Annotated in this window: 15 protein-coding genes and 2 pseudogenes; 16 read left to right on the top strand and 1 reads right to left on the bottom strand. The window is 51.9% G+C overall.

Annotated features, from left to right (window positions below):
• From DXA97_RS12295 to DXA97_RS12225, 15 genes and pseudogenes are all read left to right on the top strand, one after another.
• A partial coding sequence (locus tag DXA97_RS12295; protein WP_118720365.1) for a DUF4368 domain-containing protein occupies positions 1 to 87 on the top strand: 87 nt, incomplete at its 5' end.
• Positions 88 to 177: 90 nt separating this feature from the next.
• Positions 178 to 273, top strand: a pseudogene (locus DXA97_RS22235) (Maff2 family protein); the annotation flags it as partial.
• Between the two features lie 69 nt (positions 274 to 342).
• Complete coding sequence (locus DXA97_RS12285; protein WP_024724981.1) at positions 343 to 1212, top strand: VirB6/TrbL-like conjugal transfer protein, CD1112 family; 870 nt, start codon at positions 343 to 345, stop codon at positions 1210 to 1212.
• A 20-nt stretch (positions 1213 to 1232) separates the two neighbouring features.
• Entirely contained in the window at positions 1233 to 1688 is a 456-nt protein-coding gene (locus DXA97_RS12280) for a PrgI family protein (protein ID WP_055224633.1), read from the top strand.
• Positions 1645 to 4047, top strand: a complete 2403-nt coding sequence (locus DXA97_RS12275) for a VirB4-like conjugal transfer ATPase, CD1110 family (protein ID WP_118720363.1) — start codon at positions 1645 to 1647, stop codon at positions 4045 to 4047. The genes DXA97_RS12280 and DXA97_RS12275 overlap by 44 nt, the downstream gene beginning before the upstream one ends.
• A complete protein-coding gene (locus DXA97_RS12270; RefSeq protein ID WP_118720361.1) occupies positions 4044 to 4427 on the top strand; it encodes a DUF3851 domain-containing protein in 384 nt (127 codons plus the stop codon). Before DXA97_RS12275 ends, DXA97_RS12270 begins: the two co-directional genes overlap by 4 nt.
• Positions 4420 to 6155 (top strand): annotated as a pseudogene (locus DXA97_RS12265) (CHAP domain-containing protein). The gene DXA97_RS12270 and the pseudogene DXA97_RS12265 overlap by 8 nt, the downstream one beginning before the upstream one ends.
• Before the next feature lie 29 nt (positions 6156 to 6184).
• On the top strand, positions 6185 to 6436 hold the full coding sequence (locus tag DXA97_RS12260) for a DUF4315 family protein (protein ID WP_118720359.1): 252 nt from the start codon (positions 6185 to 6187) through the stop codon (positions 6434 to 6436).
• Positions 6426 to 7190, top strand: coding sequence for a DUF4366 domain-containing protein (locus DXA97_RS12255; RefSeq protein ID WP_118720357.1), 765 nt, complete (start codon positions 6426 to 6428; stop codon positions 7188 to 7190). Before DXA97_RS12260 ends, DXA97_RS12255 begins: the two co-directional genes overlap by 11 nt.
• The gene (locus DXA97_RS12250) at positions 7187 to 7381 is read left to right on the top strand and encodes a hypothetical protein (protein ID WP_004797798.1); all 195 of its coding nucleotides are present in this window, start codon (positions 7187 to 7189) and stop codon (positions 7379 to 7381) included. Before DXA97_RS12255 ends, DXA97_RS12250 begins: the two co-directional genes overlap by 4 nt.
• Positions 7378 to 8061: a hypothetical protein gene (locus DXA97_RS12245; protein ID WP_025491750.1), complete on the top strand. Its 684-nt coding sequence runs from the start codon at positions 7378 to 7380 to the stop codon at positions 8059 to 8061. The genes DXA97_RS12250 and DXA97_RS12245 overlap by 4 nt, the downstream gene beginning before the upstream one ends.
• Positions 8048 to 10156 carry a type IA DNA topoisomerase gene (locus tag DXA97_RS12240; RefSeq protein ID WP_118720355.1) on the top strand — a complete coding sequence of 703 codons (2109 nt, stop codon included), beginning with the start codon at positions 8048 to 8050 and terminating at the stop codon, positions 10154 to 10156. The genes DXA97_RS12245 and DXA97_RS12240 overlap by 14 nt, the downstream gene beginning before the upstream one ends.
• Positions 10153 to 10431, top strand: coding sequence for an immunoglobulin (locus tag DXA97_RS12235; RefSeq protein ID WP_118720353.1), 279 nt, complete (start codon positions 10153 to 10155; stop codon positions 10429 to 10431). Before DXA97_RS12240 ends, DXA97_RS12235 begins: the two co-directional genes overlap by 4 nt.
• Before the next feature lie 6 nt (positions 10432 to 10437).
• Positions 10438 to 13722, top strand: a complete 3285-nt coding sequence (locus tag DXA97_RS12230) for a YodL domain-containing protein (RefSeq protein ID WP_118720351.1) — start codon at positions 10438 to 10440, stop codon at positions 13720 to 13722.
• A 1-nt stretch (position 13723) separates the two neighbouring features.
• Positions 13724 to 13939 carry a transposon-transfer assisting family protein gene (locus DXA97_RS12225; RefSeq protein ID WP_014078556.1) on the top strand — a complete coding sequence of 72 codons (216 nt, stop codon included), beginning with the start codon at positions 13724 to 13726 and terminating at the stop codon, positions 13937 to 13939.
• 449 nt (positions 13940 to 14388) lie between these two features.
• Here the strand turns inward: DXA97_RS12225 and DXA97_RS20220 are convergent, their stop codons facing one another.
• Positions 14389 to 14802, bottom strand: a complete 414-nt coding sequence (locus DXA97_RS20220; RefSeq protein WP_182436882.1) for a hypothetical protein — start codon at positions 14800 to 14802, stop codon at positions 14389 to 14391.
• On the opposite strand from DXA97_RS20220, the gene DXA97_RS12215 reads away from it, so the two are divergent.
• Positions 14789 to 15145 carry a TnpV protein gene (locus DXA97_RS12215; RefSeq protein WP_118720349.1) on the top strand — a complete coding sequence of 119 codons (357 nt, stop codon included), beginning with the start codon at positions 14789 to 14791 and terminating at the stop codon, positions 15143 to 15145. The two genes, DXA97_RS20220 and DXA97_RS12215, sit on opposite strands and share 14 nt — an antisense overlap.
• Positions 15146 to 15243: the final 98 nt, after the last annotated feature.

The following is a 15243-nucleotide window of genomic DNA, read 5'->3' as shown; positions in this document are numbered from 1 at the left end:
GAGTGCAGCTATGACGAGAACAAGACCCGCAGACAGGACATTGAGATTTATTATTCTTTTGTTGGCAAGGTGGACTTGCCCGAATAACCGCCCGACCTATCCGACACAAGAGCTAAGTGCCGGATAGGAACGGCAAAATTTTTTACACTTCTATTACTTCTTTATCGCACATCAGTAAAGAGCCAGGGCATGAAGCAGCTCATGGCCGGTGCTGGTGTAGCCGTGGTAGGCATGGTCCTTGTACCTCTGCTCTCCGGGCTTTTCTCTGTCTAAGCGTCTCCGTATGAAATCCTTGCCGCTCCCGCAGTTTTGCGGGGGCGGCGGAAAGGAGGTTGACACCGTATGGATTTCTTACTTGAAGCCCTGACAAATTGGCTGAAAGAAATGCTGGTGGGCGGCATTATGAGCAACCTTTCGGGGATGTTTGACAGTGTAAACCAGCAGGTCGCGGATATATCCGTACAGGTAGGCCAGACCCCACAGGGATGGAATGGCAGTATTTTCAGCATGATTGAGAATCTGTCCAACTCCATCATGGTGCCGATTGCAGGCGTGATCCTGGCTATCGTGATGACCGTAGACCTGATCCAGATGATCGCAGACAAGAACAACCTGCATGATGTGGACACCTGGATGATTTTCAAGTGGGTGTTCAAATCAGCCGCTGCCATCCTCATTGTCACAAATACATGGAATATCGTGATGGGCGTCTTTGATATGGCACAGAGCGTAGTGGCGCAGGCGGCAGGGGTTATCAATTCGGATGCGTCCATTGACATTTCCTCAGTTATGACCGATCTGGAACCGAGGCTGATGGAAATGGATCTGGGACCGCTGTTCGGACTGTGGTTCCAATCCCTCTTTATTGGCATTACTATGTGGGCGTTATATATCTGTATCTTTATCGTTATTTATGGCCGTATGATCGAAATCTACCTTGTGACTTCGGTGGCTCCCGTTCCAATGGCTGCAATGATGGGTAAAGAATGGGGCGGTATGGGCCAGAATTACCTCCGATCCCTGCTGGCGCTGGGCTTTCAGGCGTTTCTCATTATCGTCTGCGTGGCAATTTATGCTGTGCTGGTGCAGAATATCGCTCTGGAAGATGACATCATCATGGCAATCTGGAGCTGCGTGGGCTACACCGTACTGCTATGCTTTACGCTGTTCAAAACCGGCAGTCTCGCCAAATCAGTCTTTCAGGCGCACTAAAACGGAAGGAGGTTTCCACATTGGCTTATGTACCCGTACCCAAGGACTTAACAAAAGTCAAAACAAAGGTCATGTTCAATCTGACCAAGCGGCAGCTTATCTGCTTCACGGGCGGAGCGCTTATTGGCGTACCGCTTTTCCTTTTGCTCAGAAAACCTACCGGAAACAGTGTAGCGGCTATGTGTATGATGCTGGTTATGCTGCCCTTCTTTATGCTGGCTATGTACGAAAAGCATGGACAGCCCCTTGAAAAGATCGTGGGCAACATTCTCAAAGTAGCTGTGATCCGTCCCAAGCAGCGTCCCTACCAGACCAATAACTTTTATGCCGTATTAAAGCGGCAGGAAATGCTCGATAAGGAGGTGTATGACATTGTTCACCGCAATAAAAAAATGGCTGCATCGGATGTTCGGGAAAACCGAGGAAAAAACTGTGCAGCCGGTAAAGACAAAGAAAAAGCTGTCCCGCGCCGATAAGAAGCAGATCGACGCGGCCATTGTCCGCGCCAACCGCACGGACAAAAAAGGAAAATCTGCGCAGGACAGTATCCCTTATGAACGGATGTGGCCGGACGGAATCTGCCGCATATCGGACAGCCACTACACAAAGACCATTCAGTTTCAGGACATCAACTATCAGCTCTCCCAAAACGAAGATAAGACGGCAATCTTTGAGGGTTGGTGTGATTTCCTCAATTATTTTGACAGCTCGATTCATTTCCAGCTGTCTTTTTTGAACCTTGCGGCATCGGAGGAGACCTTTGCTAACTCCATTTCCATCCCACCCCAGAGGGATGCCTTTGACAGTATCCGCGAGGAATATACCACAATGCTGCAAAATCAGCTGGCCAGAGGTAACAACGGCCTCATCAAGACCAAATACCTGACCTTTGGTATCGACGCAGACAGCATCAAAGCCGCCAAGCCCCGTCTGGAGCGTATTGAGACCGATATACTTAATAACTTCAAGCGTCTTGGTGTAGCTGCCAGAACGCTGGACGGTAAAGAAAGGCTTTCTCAGCTTCATGCGGTATTCCACATGGATGAACAACTCCCGTTTCAGTTTGAATGGGACTGGCTGGCTCCTTCCGGTCTGTCCACAAAGGATTTTATTGCACCAAGTTCCTTTGAGTTCCGCACCGGCAAGCAGTTCCGTATGGGCAAGAAATACGGGGCTGTTTCTTTTTTGCAGATTCTCGCACCGGAGCTGAATGACCGTCTGCTGGCTGATTTTCTGGATATGGAAAGCTCGCTCATTGTGAGTATGCACATTCAGTCGGTGGATCAGGTGAAAGCCATCAAAACGGTAAAGCGCAAGATTACCGACCTGGACCGCAGCAAGATCGAGGAACAGAAAAAAGCAGTCCGCGCCGGATATGACATGGACATCATTCCATCCGACCTTGCTACCTACGGCAGTGAAGCGAAAAAACTCTTGCAGGATTTGCAGAGCCGCAACGAGAGAATGTTCCTTTTGACCTTTCTGGTGCTGAACACAGCGGACAATCCCCGTCAGCTTGGCAACAACATTTTCCAGGCAGGCTCCATTGCCCAGAAGTATAACTGTCAGCTGACCAGGCTGGACTTCCAGCAGGAAGAAGGGCTGATGAGCTGTCTGCCCCTGGGACTCAATCAGATCGAGATCCAGCGAGGACTGACCACCAGTTCTACGGCCATCTTTGTACCGTTCACCACACAGGAATTATTCCAGAACGGCAAAGAAGCTCTGTACTACGGCATCAACGCCCTGTCCAACAACCTCATCATGGTGGATCGAAAGCTGCTGAAAAACCCCAACGGCTTGATTTTGGGTACGCCGGGTTCCGGTAAGTCCTTCAGCGCAAAACGAGAAATCGCCAACTGCTTTTTGCTTACCAGCGATGATGTCATTATCTGTGACCCGGAAGCGGAGTACGCACCTCTTGTTGAGCGTCTGCATGGGCAGGTCATCAAGATCTCGCCTACCTCCACCAACTACATCAATCCGATGGACCTGAACCTGGACTACTCGGATGATGAAAGCCCGCTGTCCCTCAAATCTGATTTTATCCTCAGCTTGTGTGAGCTGATCGTGGGCGGTAAGGAGGGCTTACAGCCGGTGCAGAAAACCATCATCGACCGCTGTGTGCGTCTGGTCTATCAGACTTACCTCAATGACCCGCGCCCGGAGAATATGCCCATACTGGAGGATCTGTATAACCTGCTCCGGGAACAGGAGGAAAAGGAAGCCCAGTATATCGCTACGGCCCTTGAAATCTATGTAACCGGCTCCCTCAATGTGTTCAATCATCAGAGCAATGTGGACATCAACAACCGCATTGTCTGCTATGACATCAAGGAACTGGGCAAGCAGCTTAAAAAAATCGGTATGCTGGTGGTACAGGATCAGGTGTGGAACCGCGTTACCATCAACCGTGCCGCGCACAAGTCCACCCGCTACTACATCGACGAGATGCACCTGCTTTTGAAGGAGGAACAGACCGCTGCCTATACAGTGGAAATCTGGAAGCGATTCAGAAAATGGGGCGGCATCCCCACCGGAATCACGCAGAACGTCAAAGATCTACTTTCCAGCCGCGAGGTGGAAAATATCTTTGAAAATTCCGACTTCGTGTATATGCTCAACCAGGCAGGCGGAGACCGTCAGATCCTCGCCAAGCAGCTGGGCATTTCCACGCACCAGCTTAGCTATGTGACCCACTCCGGCGAGGGCGAGGGCCTGCTGTTCTATGGCTCCACGATCCTGCCGTTTGTGGATCACTTCCCGAAGAACACCGAACTTTACCGCATTATGACCACCAAACCCCAGGAACTGAAAAAGAAGGAGGATGAATGATGATGAACCCCAACATTTTGAATAAAAATCCGCTGATGTTTTTTGACAGGGCGGTAAATGCCCAGCGCAGCCAGCTGCTTACAGTCATGGCCGATGCGGTAAGTGAGTGCCGCACGGCGGCAGATCAGGCAGCCGAACTGAATGAGACCGGTCAGGTGGGGCTGCTCCGTCTGGCAGAGGTCTGGAGCGCCATCCGTGCCAAGGAAGGTATGGGTGGTCTGGTTCTGGAAGGAACCGAAGCGAAAATCCTGTCCGATGTGGTGGCACAGTTTTACGCCTACCTGTCCGGTTGTATGTTCAACGATCCTGTGGGAATGGCCATTTATGCAGAGCTGCACTACATGATGTCCTCCCTCATGCAGGGAGAATGGTTTGAATAAGGAGCCGCGCCTGCGCTTTACTGATGAGGAACGGTCTGACCCTGCACTGGAAAAGCCGATCCGTAAAGCGGAGAAAGCTGCGGCCAGAGCAGATAAGGCGCAGGCCAATATCCCAAAGAAAAAGGTCAGGCAGACGGTCATCGACCCGGATACTGGAAAAAAGACCTCGAAGCTGACCTTTGAGGACAAGAAAAAGCCACCCTCCAAACTTTCTCAAGGGGTCAAGGAAGCTCCCGTCCATCTGGTTGCGGGCAAGCTCCACAAAGAGATCCGGGAAACAGAGCAGGACAATGTGGGCGTGGAAAGCGCCCACAAGTCCGAGGAGGCGGTGGAGACCGGCGCTTATCTGGTGCGGGAGGCTATCGCAGCCACAAGCTGAAGCCGTACCGCAAAGCAGCACAGGCAGAGCGCCAACTGGAAAAGGCAAATGTAAATGTTCTGTACCAGAAATCTTTGCAGGAAAATCCCCAGTTTGCCAGCAATCCGCTTTCCCGATGGCAGCAAAAGCAGGCCATCAAAAGGCAGTATGCCGCCGCCGAACACGCCGGTCAGACTGCCGGAAATACCGCCCAGGCTGCGTCCAAAACCGGAAAAGCCGCAAGGACGGTGAAAGAAAAGGCACAGCAGGCAGGAGCGTTCGTCGTGCGCCACAAGAAGGGTTTCCTGATGGCAGGGGTTTTGTTCCTCATTACCTGTATGCTGATGAATACCATGTCCTCCTGCTCCATGATGGCGCAGAGCATCGGTTCCGTTCTCTCCGGTACCACTTATCCGTCGGATGACCCGGAAATGCTGGCAGTGGAGGCAGATTATGCAGCCAGAGAAGTCCAGTTGCAGGAGGAAATCGACAACATTGAAAGCAGCCACCCAGGGTATGACGAGTATCGCTATGACCTTGGTATGATCGGCCATGACCCTCATGAGCTGGCAGCATTTCTGTCTGCCGTCTTGCAAGGTTACACCCAGCAGAGCGCTCAGGCAGAGCTGGCGCGTGTGTTTGCAGCACAGTATCAGCTGACGCTTACTGAGGAAGTGGAGATTCGCTACCGCACGGAGACCTCCACCGACCCGGAGACCGGCGAGACCACCTCAGAAGAAGTCCCCTATGAGTATTACATTTTGAATGTGAAACTCACCAGCAAGCCCATTTCCGCTGTGGCGTCGGAGTTACTGACCCCGGAGCAGATGGAAATGTATCAGGTTTACCGGCAGACCATGGGCAATAAGCCGTTGTTGTTTGGCGGCGGTTCCCCTGATACCAGCGGCTCGGAAGATCTGTCCGGTGTGCAGTTCATTAACGGTACCCGCCCCGGCAATCCTCAGCTGGTGGAACTGGCCAAGCGTCAGGTGGGCAATGTGGGCGGCTATCCTTATTGGAGCTGGTATGGCTTTGACAGCCGCGTGGAGTGGTGCGCCTGCTTTGTATCCTGGTGTTATAACCAGGCTGGAAAAAGTGAACCGCGCTTTGCAGGCTGTGAGTGGCAGGGCGTTCCGTGGTTCCAGTCTCATGGACAATGGGGTGCAAGAGGCTATAACAATCTGGCTCCCGGAGATGCAATTTTCTTTGATTGGGATTTGGATGGGACAGCAGACCATGTGGGTATCGTGATCGGTACGGATGGCAGCCGTGTTTATACGGTGGAGGGAAATTCCGGCGATGCCTGCAAGATCAAAAGTTATGACCTGAATTATCAAAGCATTAAGGGCTACGGCCTGATGAACTGGTAACAGAGATTTTTAAGAAGGAGTGATAGACGATGGCAAAGAACAAAATTGAGCGCATTGACCAGGAGATTACAAAGGTCCGCGAGAAGATCGCAGAGTATCAGGAAAAGCTCAAGGCGCTGGAAGTACAGAAAACCGAGGCAGAAAATCTGGAGATCGTCCAGATGGTGCGCGCCCTGCGTATGACCCCGACCCAGTTGAGCGCCATGCTGTCCGGTGGCACAGTTCCCGGCAGTTTGGCTGATGAAAATAACGAACAGGAGGAAAACAGCTATGAGGAATAAACGATTGCTCCGAACACTTTCCGCCTTTTGCCTGACAATGGTTGTGGCATTTGGCTTTACGATCCCTGCTTTTGCACAGGGGTCAGAACAGGCTCCGGCGGCACCGGCAGAGGATTCTACCAATGATAGCAATGTGATTGTGGAAGAAACAGAACCAGCACCGGCACTTACACCGGAGGGGAATGCGGCACTGGTGGATGATTTTGGTGGCAATAAGCAGCTCATTACCGTTACCACCAAGGCTGGCAACTATTTTTACATTTTGATCGACAGGGCGAATGAGGATAAAAAGACTGCTGTTCACTTTCTGAACCAGGTGGATGAAGCGGATTTGATGGCACTGATGGAAGATGAAAATGTCAAAGAGGAGCCGGCTGCTGTGTGTAGCTGCACGACAAAATGTGAAGCAGGGGCAGTCAATACGGCTTGTCCGGTCTGTGCAACTGATAAGAGTAAATGTACGGGCAAAGTACCGGAACCTCCGGCAGAAACATCGGAGCTGGAAAAGGAGAAGCCTGCCGGATTGAACCCGGCTGCGCTGGTCCTTTTACTGGCTCTGCTTGGTGGCGGTGGCGTATTTGCCTATTTGAAGCTCGTTAAGAACAAGCCTAAGACCAAGGGCAATGACAGTCTGGACGATTATGATTATGGCGAGGAAGATTCCGAGGAATGGGAAACCGAAAATGAGGAGTCGGATGAGCCTGACGCTGACGGGGGCAGCACAGAAGAAGATGACGAGGACAGCGTGAAATGACCCGTTTCACAGACAGTCCCTATGAACGCATGATGACACGCAGGCCGGAGGGCGGGAGGGAAACTTCCCGTCCTCCTTCTTTACCCCACAACCACCCCTGCTATGGTTGCGGGAGTTATGGAAGCCCCTGCGTAGGTATCTGCCATCGTGAGATGGAACGCTGGCTCAAAGAAAGGAAACGAAAAAAATGAGTGTTCTGATTATATTTATCAAGCTGATTGCTGTTTTTGACCTGCTGGTGATCGCCGTGTATTTTGGCGGCGACATTCTTTCTACCATGTTAAACAAACTTCGGAGAAAGCCAAAGCAAGATGACCCCTTTGATTTCTCCTTAGATACCGTGACAGTTTCATTGTCCATAGATTCTATCCGTCAGCTTTGTTCCGACGATGCGGCAGATTTTGTGGAAGAAAAGATCCTGCCAAATGCGGAGAAAACAATGGCCGTTTTGACGGAACAAGAACAGACGGCGGCTCGTCTGCTCTTATCCGCTTTGATCGGTTTTCTTGCAGCAGAAGCTCCTATGGATGAACAGAGCTTTCCTTTGATGATGGAACTTCTGAACTGCATGGAAGGGGAAAAAGAAGATGGTTGTCAGGATGCAGTAGATAGTTTACTTGAAGATGCCGCCTGCAATACCCGCCGTCACGAAGAATATTACAGCAATTATCAACGCTACCAGCTGATGCAGGTGGATAAAACCCGTGTCATTTTGGCTTGCCGTATCATCATCAATGACCTGCTGGGGAAACTGTACCGCTATGACTACCGGTTTGGTTATAACCTGCTACTGGATGAGGAAAACAGCATAGAGAAAAAACTGCACACGCCTGTGCGGGAAGAATGGGAGGCTGAAGATGATGAGATATAAACTGGTAATCGCTGAAAAACCATCGGTTGCACAAAGTCTGGCCACGGTAATCGGTGCAACTGCTCGTAAGGATGGGTATCTGGAGGGTAACGGCTGGCGTGTCAGCTGGTGCGTGGGCCACCTGGCCGGTCTTGCGGATGCAGACAGCTATGACTCCAAGTATGCCAAGTGGCGATATGATGACCTGCCTATTCTGCCGGAGCATTGGCAGATGGTAGTGGGAAAGGATAAGAAAAAGCAGTTTGATATTCTCAAAAAGCTGATGAACGCCCCGGATGTGACGGAGGTAGTAAATGCCTGCGATGCCGGACGCGAGGGCGAGCTGATCTTCCGCAGCGTCTATGAGCTGGCAGGTTGCCAAAAGCCGATGAAAAGGCTCTGGATTTCTTCGATGGAGGACTCCGCCATAAGGGAGGGCTTTGCAAACCTGCGCCCAGGTGTAGATTATGATGGACTTCGGGATGCTGCTCTCTGCCGTGCCAAGGCCGACTGGCTGGTGGGGATCAATGCCACAAGGCTTTTTTCCGTGCTGTACCACCGCACCCTCAACATCGGGCGCGTTATGTCCCCAACGCTGGCGCTCATTGTCCAGCGAGAAGCTGAGATCGACACCTTTAAGCCGGTTCCCTTTTATACCGTGGCGCTGGAGCTGCCCGGTCTTACCGTATCCGGGGAGCGCATGGCGGATAAAGCTGCTGCCGAACAGCTGAAAGAAGCCTGTCAGGGTGCAAATGTCACAATCAAAAAGGTGGAGCGCAAGGAAAAGTCCGAAAAGCCGCCTGCCCTCTATGACCTGACTACCCTGCAAAGAGATGCCAACCGTCTGCTTGGATTTACGGCCCAGCAGACCCTGGACTATCTGCAAAGCCTGTATGAAAAGAAGCTCTGCACCTATCCCCGTACTGACAGCCGCTATCTGACCGGTGATATGGCAGACAGCCTGCCGGTGTTGGTGAATCTGGTTGCCAATGCTATGCCGTTTCGCAAAGGGATCGCCATTACCTGTGATCCGCAGACAGTCATCAACGATAAGAAAGTAACCGACCACCACGCAGTAATCCCTACCAGAAATCTCAAGGATGCAGACCTTTCTGCCCTTCCTGCGGGAGAAAAAGCGGTGCTGGAGCTGGTGGCCCTGCGTCTGCTGTGTGCCGTGGCCCAGCCCCATATCTATTCGGAAACCGTTGTGATTGCAGCGTATGCCGGTAGGGAGTTTACCGCCAAAGGAAAAACGGTGAAGCACCCCGGATGGAAAGCACTGGAGGACGCCTACCGTGCCAGAATGAAGGATGCAGAGCCGAGAAAAGAGGGCGCAGAGAAAGCCCTGCCGGAGCTGACCGAAGGACAGACCCTTTCGGTTTCTGCGGCAATCGTCAAAGAAGGCAAAAGCAGTCCGCCCCAGCACTTTACGGAGGACACCCTGTTGTCCGCGATGGAGACTGCCGGAAAAGAGGATATGCCGGAGGATGCCGAGCGAAAAGGTCTGGGGACACCGGCCACCCGTGCCGGTATTTTGGAAAAGCTGGTATCTGCCGGTTTTCTGGAACGAAAAAAGAGCAGGAAAACGGTGCAGCTTCTCCCTTCCCACGATGCAGTTTCCCTGATCACCGTTCTGCCGGAACAACTGCAATCGCCGCTTCTGACTGCCGAGTGGGAGTACCGACTGGGCGAGATCGAGCGCGGGCAGCTTGCCCCAGAGGAGTTTTTGGACGGGATCAGCACCATGCTGAAAGACCTGGTGGGAACTTATCAGGTCATCAAGGGAACGGAGTACCTGTTCACTCCGCCCCGTGAGGTGGTGGGCAAATGCCCTCGCTGCGGCGGGGAAGTTGCAGAACTGCAAAAAGGCTTCTTCTGTCAGAATGATTCTTGCAGATTTGCAATCTGGAAAAATAACAAATGGTGGGCTGCCAAGAAAAAACAGCCGACCAAGGCTGTGGTGTCTGCACTGCTTAACGATGGTCGTGTCCGTGTGACGGGCCTATATTCGGAGAAAACCGGCAAGACCTACGATGCCGCTGTGGTTTTGGAGGATGATGGACAGTACGCCAACTTCAAGCTGGAATTTGACCAGCGGAAAGGAGGCAGCCGATGAAGCTCTCTTTAGTGGAACGGGAAACCATTCTCCTCTATAACCAGGCAGAACCAATGGCTGAGATCTATACTCATGATCCCCGTCTGATGGAGAAGCTGGATCTGCTGGCAAAAAAGCACCCCGACCAGATCACCCGAAAGGACGCCCATAACTTTATCGTCCCCAAGCGGTGTGTATCAGTCCGGGAGCCATATAGCGCAGAACGCCGCAAAGCCGCCAGTGAGCGTGCGAAAGCTGCCGGATACCAGCCTCCTATGCGAAAGTCCGGCAGTTAAAGGCATATGGCAGAGAATGTATTTGAAGCGGTCAAGCAGTCGGTCAGCACCAGAGAAGCGGCAGCGTTTTATGGGATCGAGGTCAAACGAAATGGTATGGCCTGCTGTCCCTTTCACGATGATAAGAACCCCAGCATGAAGGTAGACCAGCGGTTCCACTGCTTTGGTTGCGGTGAAGATGGGGATGTGATCGACTTTACCGCAAAGCTCTTTGACCTCTCCCCAAAAGAAGCGGCAGAGAAATTGGCACAGGACTTTGGCCTGATCTATGACAGTCAGGCCCCTCCCCGTAGGAGATATGTCCGGCAAAAAACCGAGGCACAGAAGTTTCGTGAGGATCGACAGCGCTGTTACCGCGTACTGTCCGATTACTACTATCTGCTGAAAAAATGGGAGGCCGACAATTCTCCCCGGACACCGGAGGAAGAACCGCACCCCCGTTTTGTGGAAGCAATCCAGAAGAAAACCTATGTAGAGTACCTGTTGGACCTTTTTCTTTATGAAAGTGAAGAAGAACAAAAGGCATGGATTGCAGAACACACAGCAGAAATCACACACTTGGAAAGGAGATTGAAAATCATGGCTGAGAACAAACCCACCAACCGAGAACGGCTAAGGGAAATCACAGATGGCATCGAGCAGGGCATCAAAGAACTGTTTGAGAGTGAAAAGTATATGCGCTATCTGTCCGTCATGTCCCGCTTCCACCGCTATTCGGTAAACAACACCATGCTCATCTATATGCAGAAGCCGGACGCCACATTGGTAGCCGGATACAATAAGTGGAAAGACCAGTTTGAGCGTCATGTAAAAAAGGGCGAGCATGGCATTACCATCATCGCTCCCACACCGTATAAGAAGAAAATCGAGGAGCAGAAGCTGGACCCAGATACCAAGGCTCCGATTCTGGATAAAGACGGAAAGATCGTCACAGAGGAAAAAGAAATCGAGATTCCCATGTTTCGCCCTGTCAAGGTCTTTGATGTGAGTCAGACCGACGGGAAACCTTTGCCGGAGCTTGCTTCCTCCCTTTCCGGCAATGTGCCAAATTATGAGGCATTCATGGAGGCCCTGCGCCGCAGCGCACCGGTGCCGATTACTTTTGAAGCAATGGCCGCTGATACGGACGGCTATTTTTCTGCTGATCATCAGAAAATTGCCATTCGTCAGGGCATGAGTGAGGTTCAGACGGTTTCAGCCACAGTACACGAGATTGCCCACAGCAAGCTCCATGACCCTAAAAAATATGAAATGCTACCGTCATGGAAGGTTGTGCAGGAGAGTGAAGGTGGAACCAAACATGATTTCAAGTTGGATTTTGCCACAGAAAAAGAAGCCGAACAGTTTGCTTCTGATATGGATTGGCGTTATGTGGACGAAAATCAGTTTGAATGGCGTCTTGCAGTTGAGGAAGATCCAACCGCAGAAAAACGGGCAATCAAAAACCGCCACACGGAGGAAGTGGAGGCTGAAAGCATCTCCTATGCGGTCTGCAAGTATTTTGGCATCGAGACCGGAGAAAACAGCTTCGGCTATATTGCAAGCTGGAGCCAGGGCAAAGAGCTGAAAGAGCTGAGAGCCAGTTTGGAGACCATCAACAAAACCTCCGGCACTTTGATCTCCGACATTGAGCGCCACTATAAGGAAATCTGCAAAGAGCGCGGAATCGACCCTCATGCAAAGGTAGAGCCGGAACCCGCCCCGATAGAGCAGCCAGAAGATGCCGCTAAGGTATCTGATAGACAGCAGACCGGCGATCTGACCTACTATGTAGCAGAGTGCATGGAATTTCCAAACCTCGGAGAATACCACGATAACCTGTCTTTGGAGGAAGCAATCCGCATTTATCAGGAGATTCCGGCAGAACGAATGAACGGGATCAAGGGCATTGGTTTTGAGCTGAAAGACGGAAGCGATTATGAAGGACCTTTTCCGATTTTGACCGGCCATACCATTGACCTGGACACCATCCAGGCAATCGACTATTACCGTGATAATCCTCTGGTGCAAAAAGCGGTAAAGGAACTGGCTGCGGCAATGCCAGAAATGGAAGTGCTGGGGGCGGACGCCAACCAGCAGGAGGCTTTGTTTCTGATTGACGATGCCACCTATCTTCATATCCAGTCCTGTGACAGCGGCTGGGACTATACCCTTTACGATGCCGCGTCCATGAAAGAGCTGGATGGTGGTCAGCTGGATATGCCGGAGATTTCCCGCATGAAGGCAGTTCTCCAGATTTGTGATGACAACGATTTGGGCAGAGACTCGGTAAAATACGCACCGTTGTCCATGATTGAGACCTTGCAGGAAGCTGCCTACCAGCAGATGCAGGCAGAGGCCAGTCAGATGACTGCTTCTTCCCAGCTGCCGGAAGCACAGGAGCAGGCACTGGATGAATACCCCATGCCGGATGAGCAGGTCTCTACACCGGATATGCAGGAATATGGATACTCCTATGATGGGATGCTCCCTGTTACCAGAGAACGGGCGCTGGAACTGGATGCCGCCGGTTTGACTGTCTATGTGCTGCATGAGGACAATACGGAAAGTATGGTATTTGACTCGCAGGAAATCATGGATCATGGCGGCATTTTCGGTGTGGACCGTGAGGAATGGGAGAAAAGCCCTCAGTTCCACGAAAAGGTCATGGAGCGCCAGGAACATCAGCAGGAACGGGAACAGGCATTTCTTGCTCAGAACAGAGATTGCTTTGCCATCTATCAGGTGAGCCGTGACGATCCGCAGAATGTGCGCTTTATGAATCTGGACTGGCTAAAGTCCCATGACATTTCCATAGACCGTAGCAATTATGATCTCATTTACACTGCTCCGCTGAGGGAGTCTGGCACGGTACCGGAGCAGCTGGAAAAACTATATGAGCAGTTTAATCTGCAAAAACCAGCGGATTTTCACAGTCCTTCTATGAGTGTCAGTGACATCGTTGCGATCAAGCAGGATGGTAAGGTATCCTGTCATTACTGTGACAGTGTTGGTTTTACCCAGATCCCTGGATTCCTGCCGGAAAATCCGCTGAAAAATGCGGAAATGATGCTGGAGGACGATTACGGCATGATCGACGGTATCATCAACAATGGCCCAAAAGAGCCGACCGTGGCAGAGCTGGAACAGCAGGCCCGCAGCGGTCAGTCCATTTCCCTCATAGATCTGGCTGCCGCTGCCCATCGGGAGGAACGGGAAAAGAAAAAGTCCGTCATGGAGCAGCTGAAAAGCCAGCCCAAGGCAGAACACAAAAAGATAGCGCCAAAAAAGAGTGCGGAAAGGGAGATTTGATATGGGAAACTTTACTTTTGAGGAAATGAACCTGATGTGCATTTACAATACCGGCAGCCGCACCGGACTGATCGACAGCCTGCGTGAGATGCGCGGCGAGCTTTCGCCAGAGGAAACGGAACTGAGGGAGCTGACCGACAGCGCCCTTTGCAAGCTCCAAACCATGACGGATGATGAATTTGCGGAATTGGAATTGTACCCGGATTTTGACCAGTAAACACCATAATTGCAGGGATGGGGTGGCAATATGCTACCCCACCTTTTACCCCAAAACTGAAAGGAGGACAGAACACTATGCCAACCAAAGCTGAACTATATGCACAGATGGCGGAGAAGGTGGCAACGCAGCTCACGGGGAGCTGGCAGGAATGGGCAGGGTTTCTCACCACTGCTTCCCGCCTTTACAAGTACCCGTTCCATGAGCAGTTGATGATCTACGCCCAGCGTCCGGACGCCATCGCCTGTGCGGAGTACGATTTGTGGAATGAAAAGATGGGCCGGTATGTAAGGCGCGGCTCCAAGGGAATCGCTCTGGTGGACGATTCCGGGGACAGACCCCGCCTGCGTTATGTCTTTGACATTTCCGACACCGGAACCCGTGAACATTCCCGCACTCCCTGGCTGTGGCAGCTGGAGGAGCGCCATTTGGATTCGGTGCAGGCCATGCTAGAGCGCACCTATGATGTTTCCGGTGATGACCTTGCCGGACAGCTCACCGAGGTAGCCGGAAAACTGGCTGAGGAATACTGGACGGAGCATCAGCAGGACTTCTTCTATATCGTTGACGGTTCCTTTTTGGAGGAATATGATGAGTTTAACATCGGAGTACAGTTCAAGGCAGCAGCCACCGTCAGCATCACTTACGCTTTGATGTCCCGCTGCGGACTGGAGCCGGAACGCTACTTCGACCACGAAGATTTCATGGCAATCTTTGATTTCAATACCCCGTCCACCATCGGGGCGCTGGGAACAGCGGTCAGCCAGATCAACCAGCAGGTGCTGCGGCAGATTGGCGTTACCGTCCGAAATGCAGAGCGCGAAGCCAACCAAGAAAGGAGCAAGCAAGATGAACAATCCCATGACCTATATCCAGAACGGAGACTATCTGATTCCCGACCTGAAGCTGAGCCAGCAGCGGTCGAAACCCCTGGGCAAGTACGGCAGGATGAGGAAAACCTACCTGAAGGAACATCGTCCCATCCTCTACAACCAGATGTTGCTGAGCGAGAAGCTGTACCCGCACCTCATCGAGATCGACGAGACCGCCCAGAGCAGACTGGAGCAGATGATGCCCCAGCTGGCGAAGGAAGCGGGAGCCACCGAGGAACTGAAAGCCAGCGATCCCATGAAGTGGGTGGGGCTGATGAACACCTGCAAGGCTCAGGCCGAGGAAATCTTGATGGCGGAGCTTATCAACAGCTGACCCTAAACCTGTTCCTCTCCGAAGCGGAACAGATCCAATCCATAGATGAAGCAGAGAATGTAGCGCATACATCCTCTGCTTTTTCTTTTGCCCAAAAT

Origin of the sequence: Clostridium sp. OF09-36, from assembly GCF_003481985.1 — a bacterium.
Classification (GTDB): Bacteria; Bacillota; Clostridia; order Lachnospirales; family Lachnospiraceae; genus Brotaphodocola.
The sequence above is the reverse complement of the archived record's forward strand: the minus strand, read 5'-3'. Positions and strand labels throughout refer to the sequence as shown.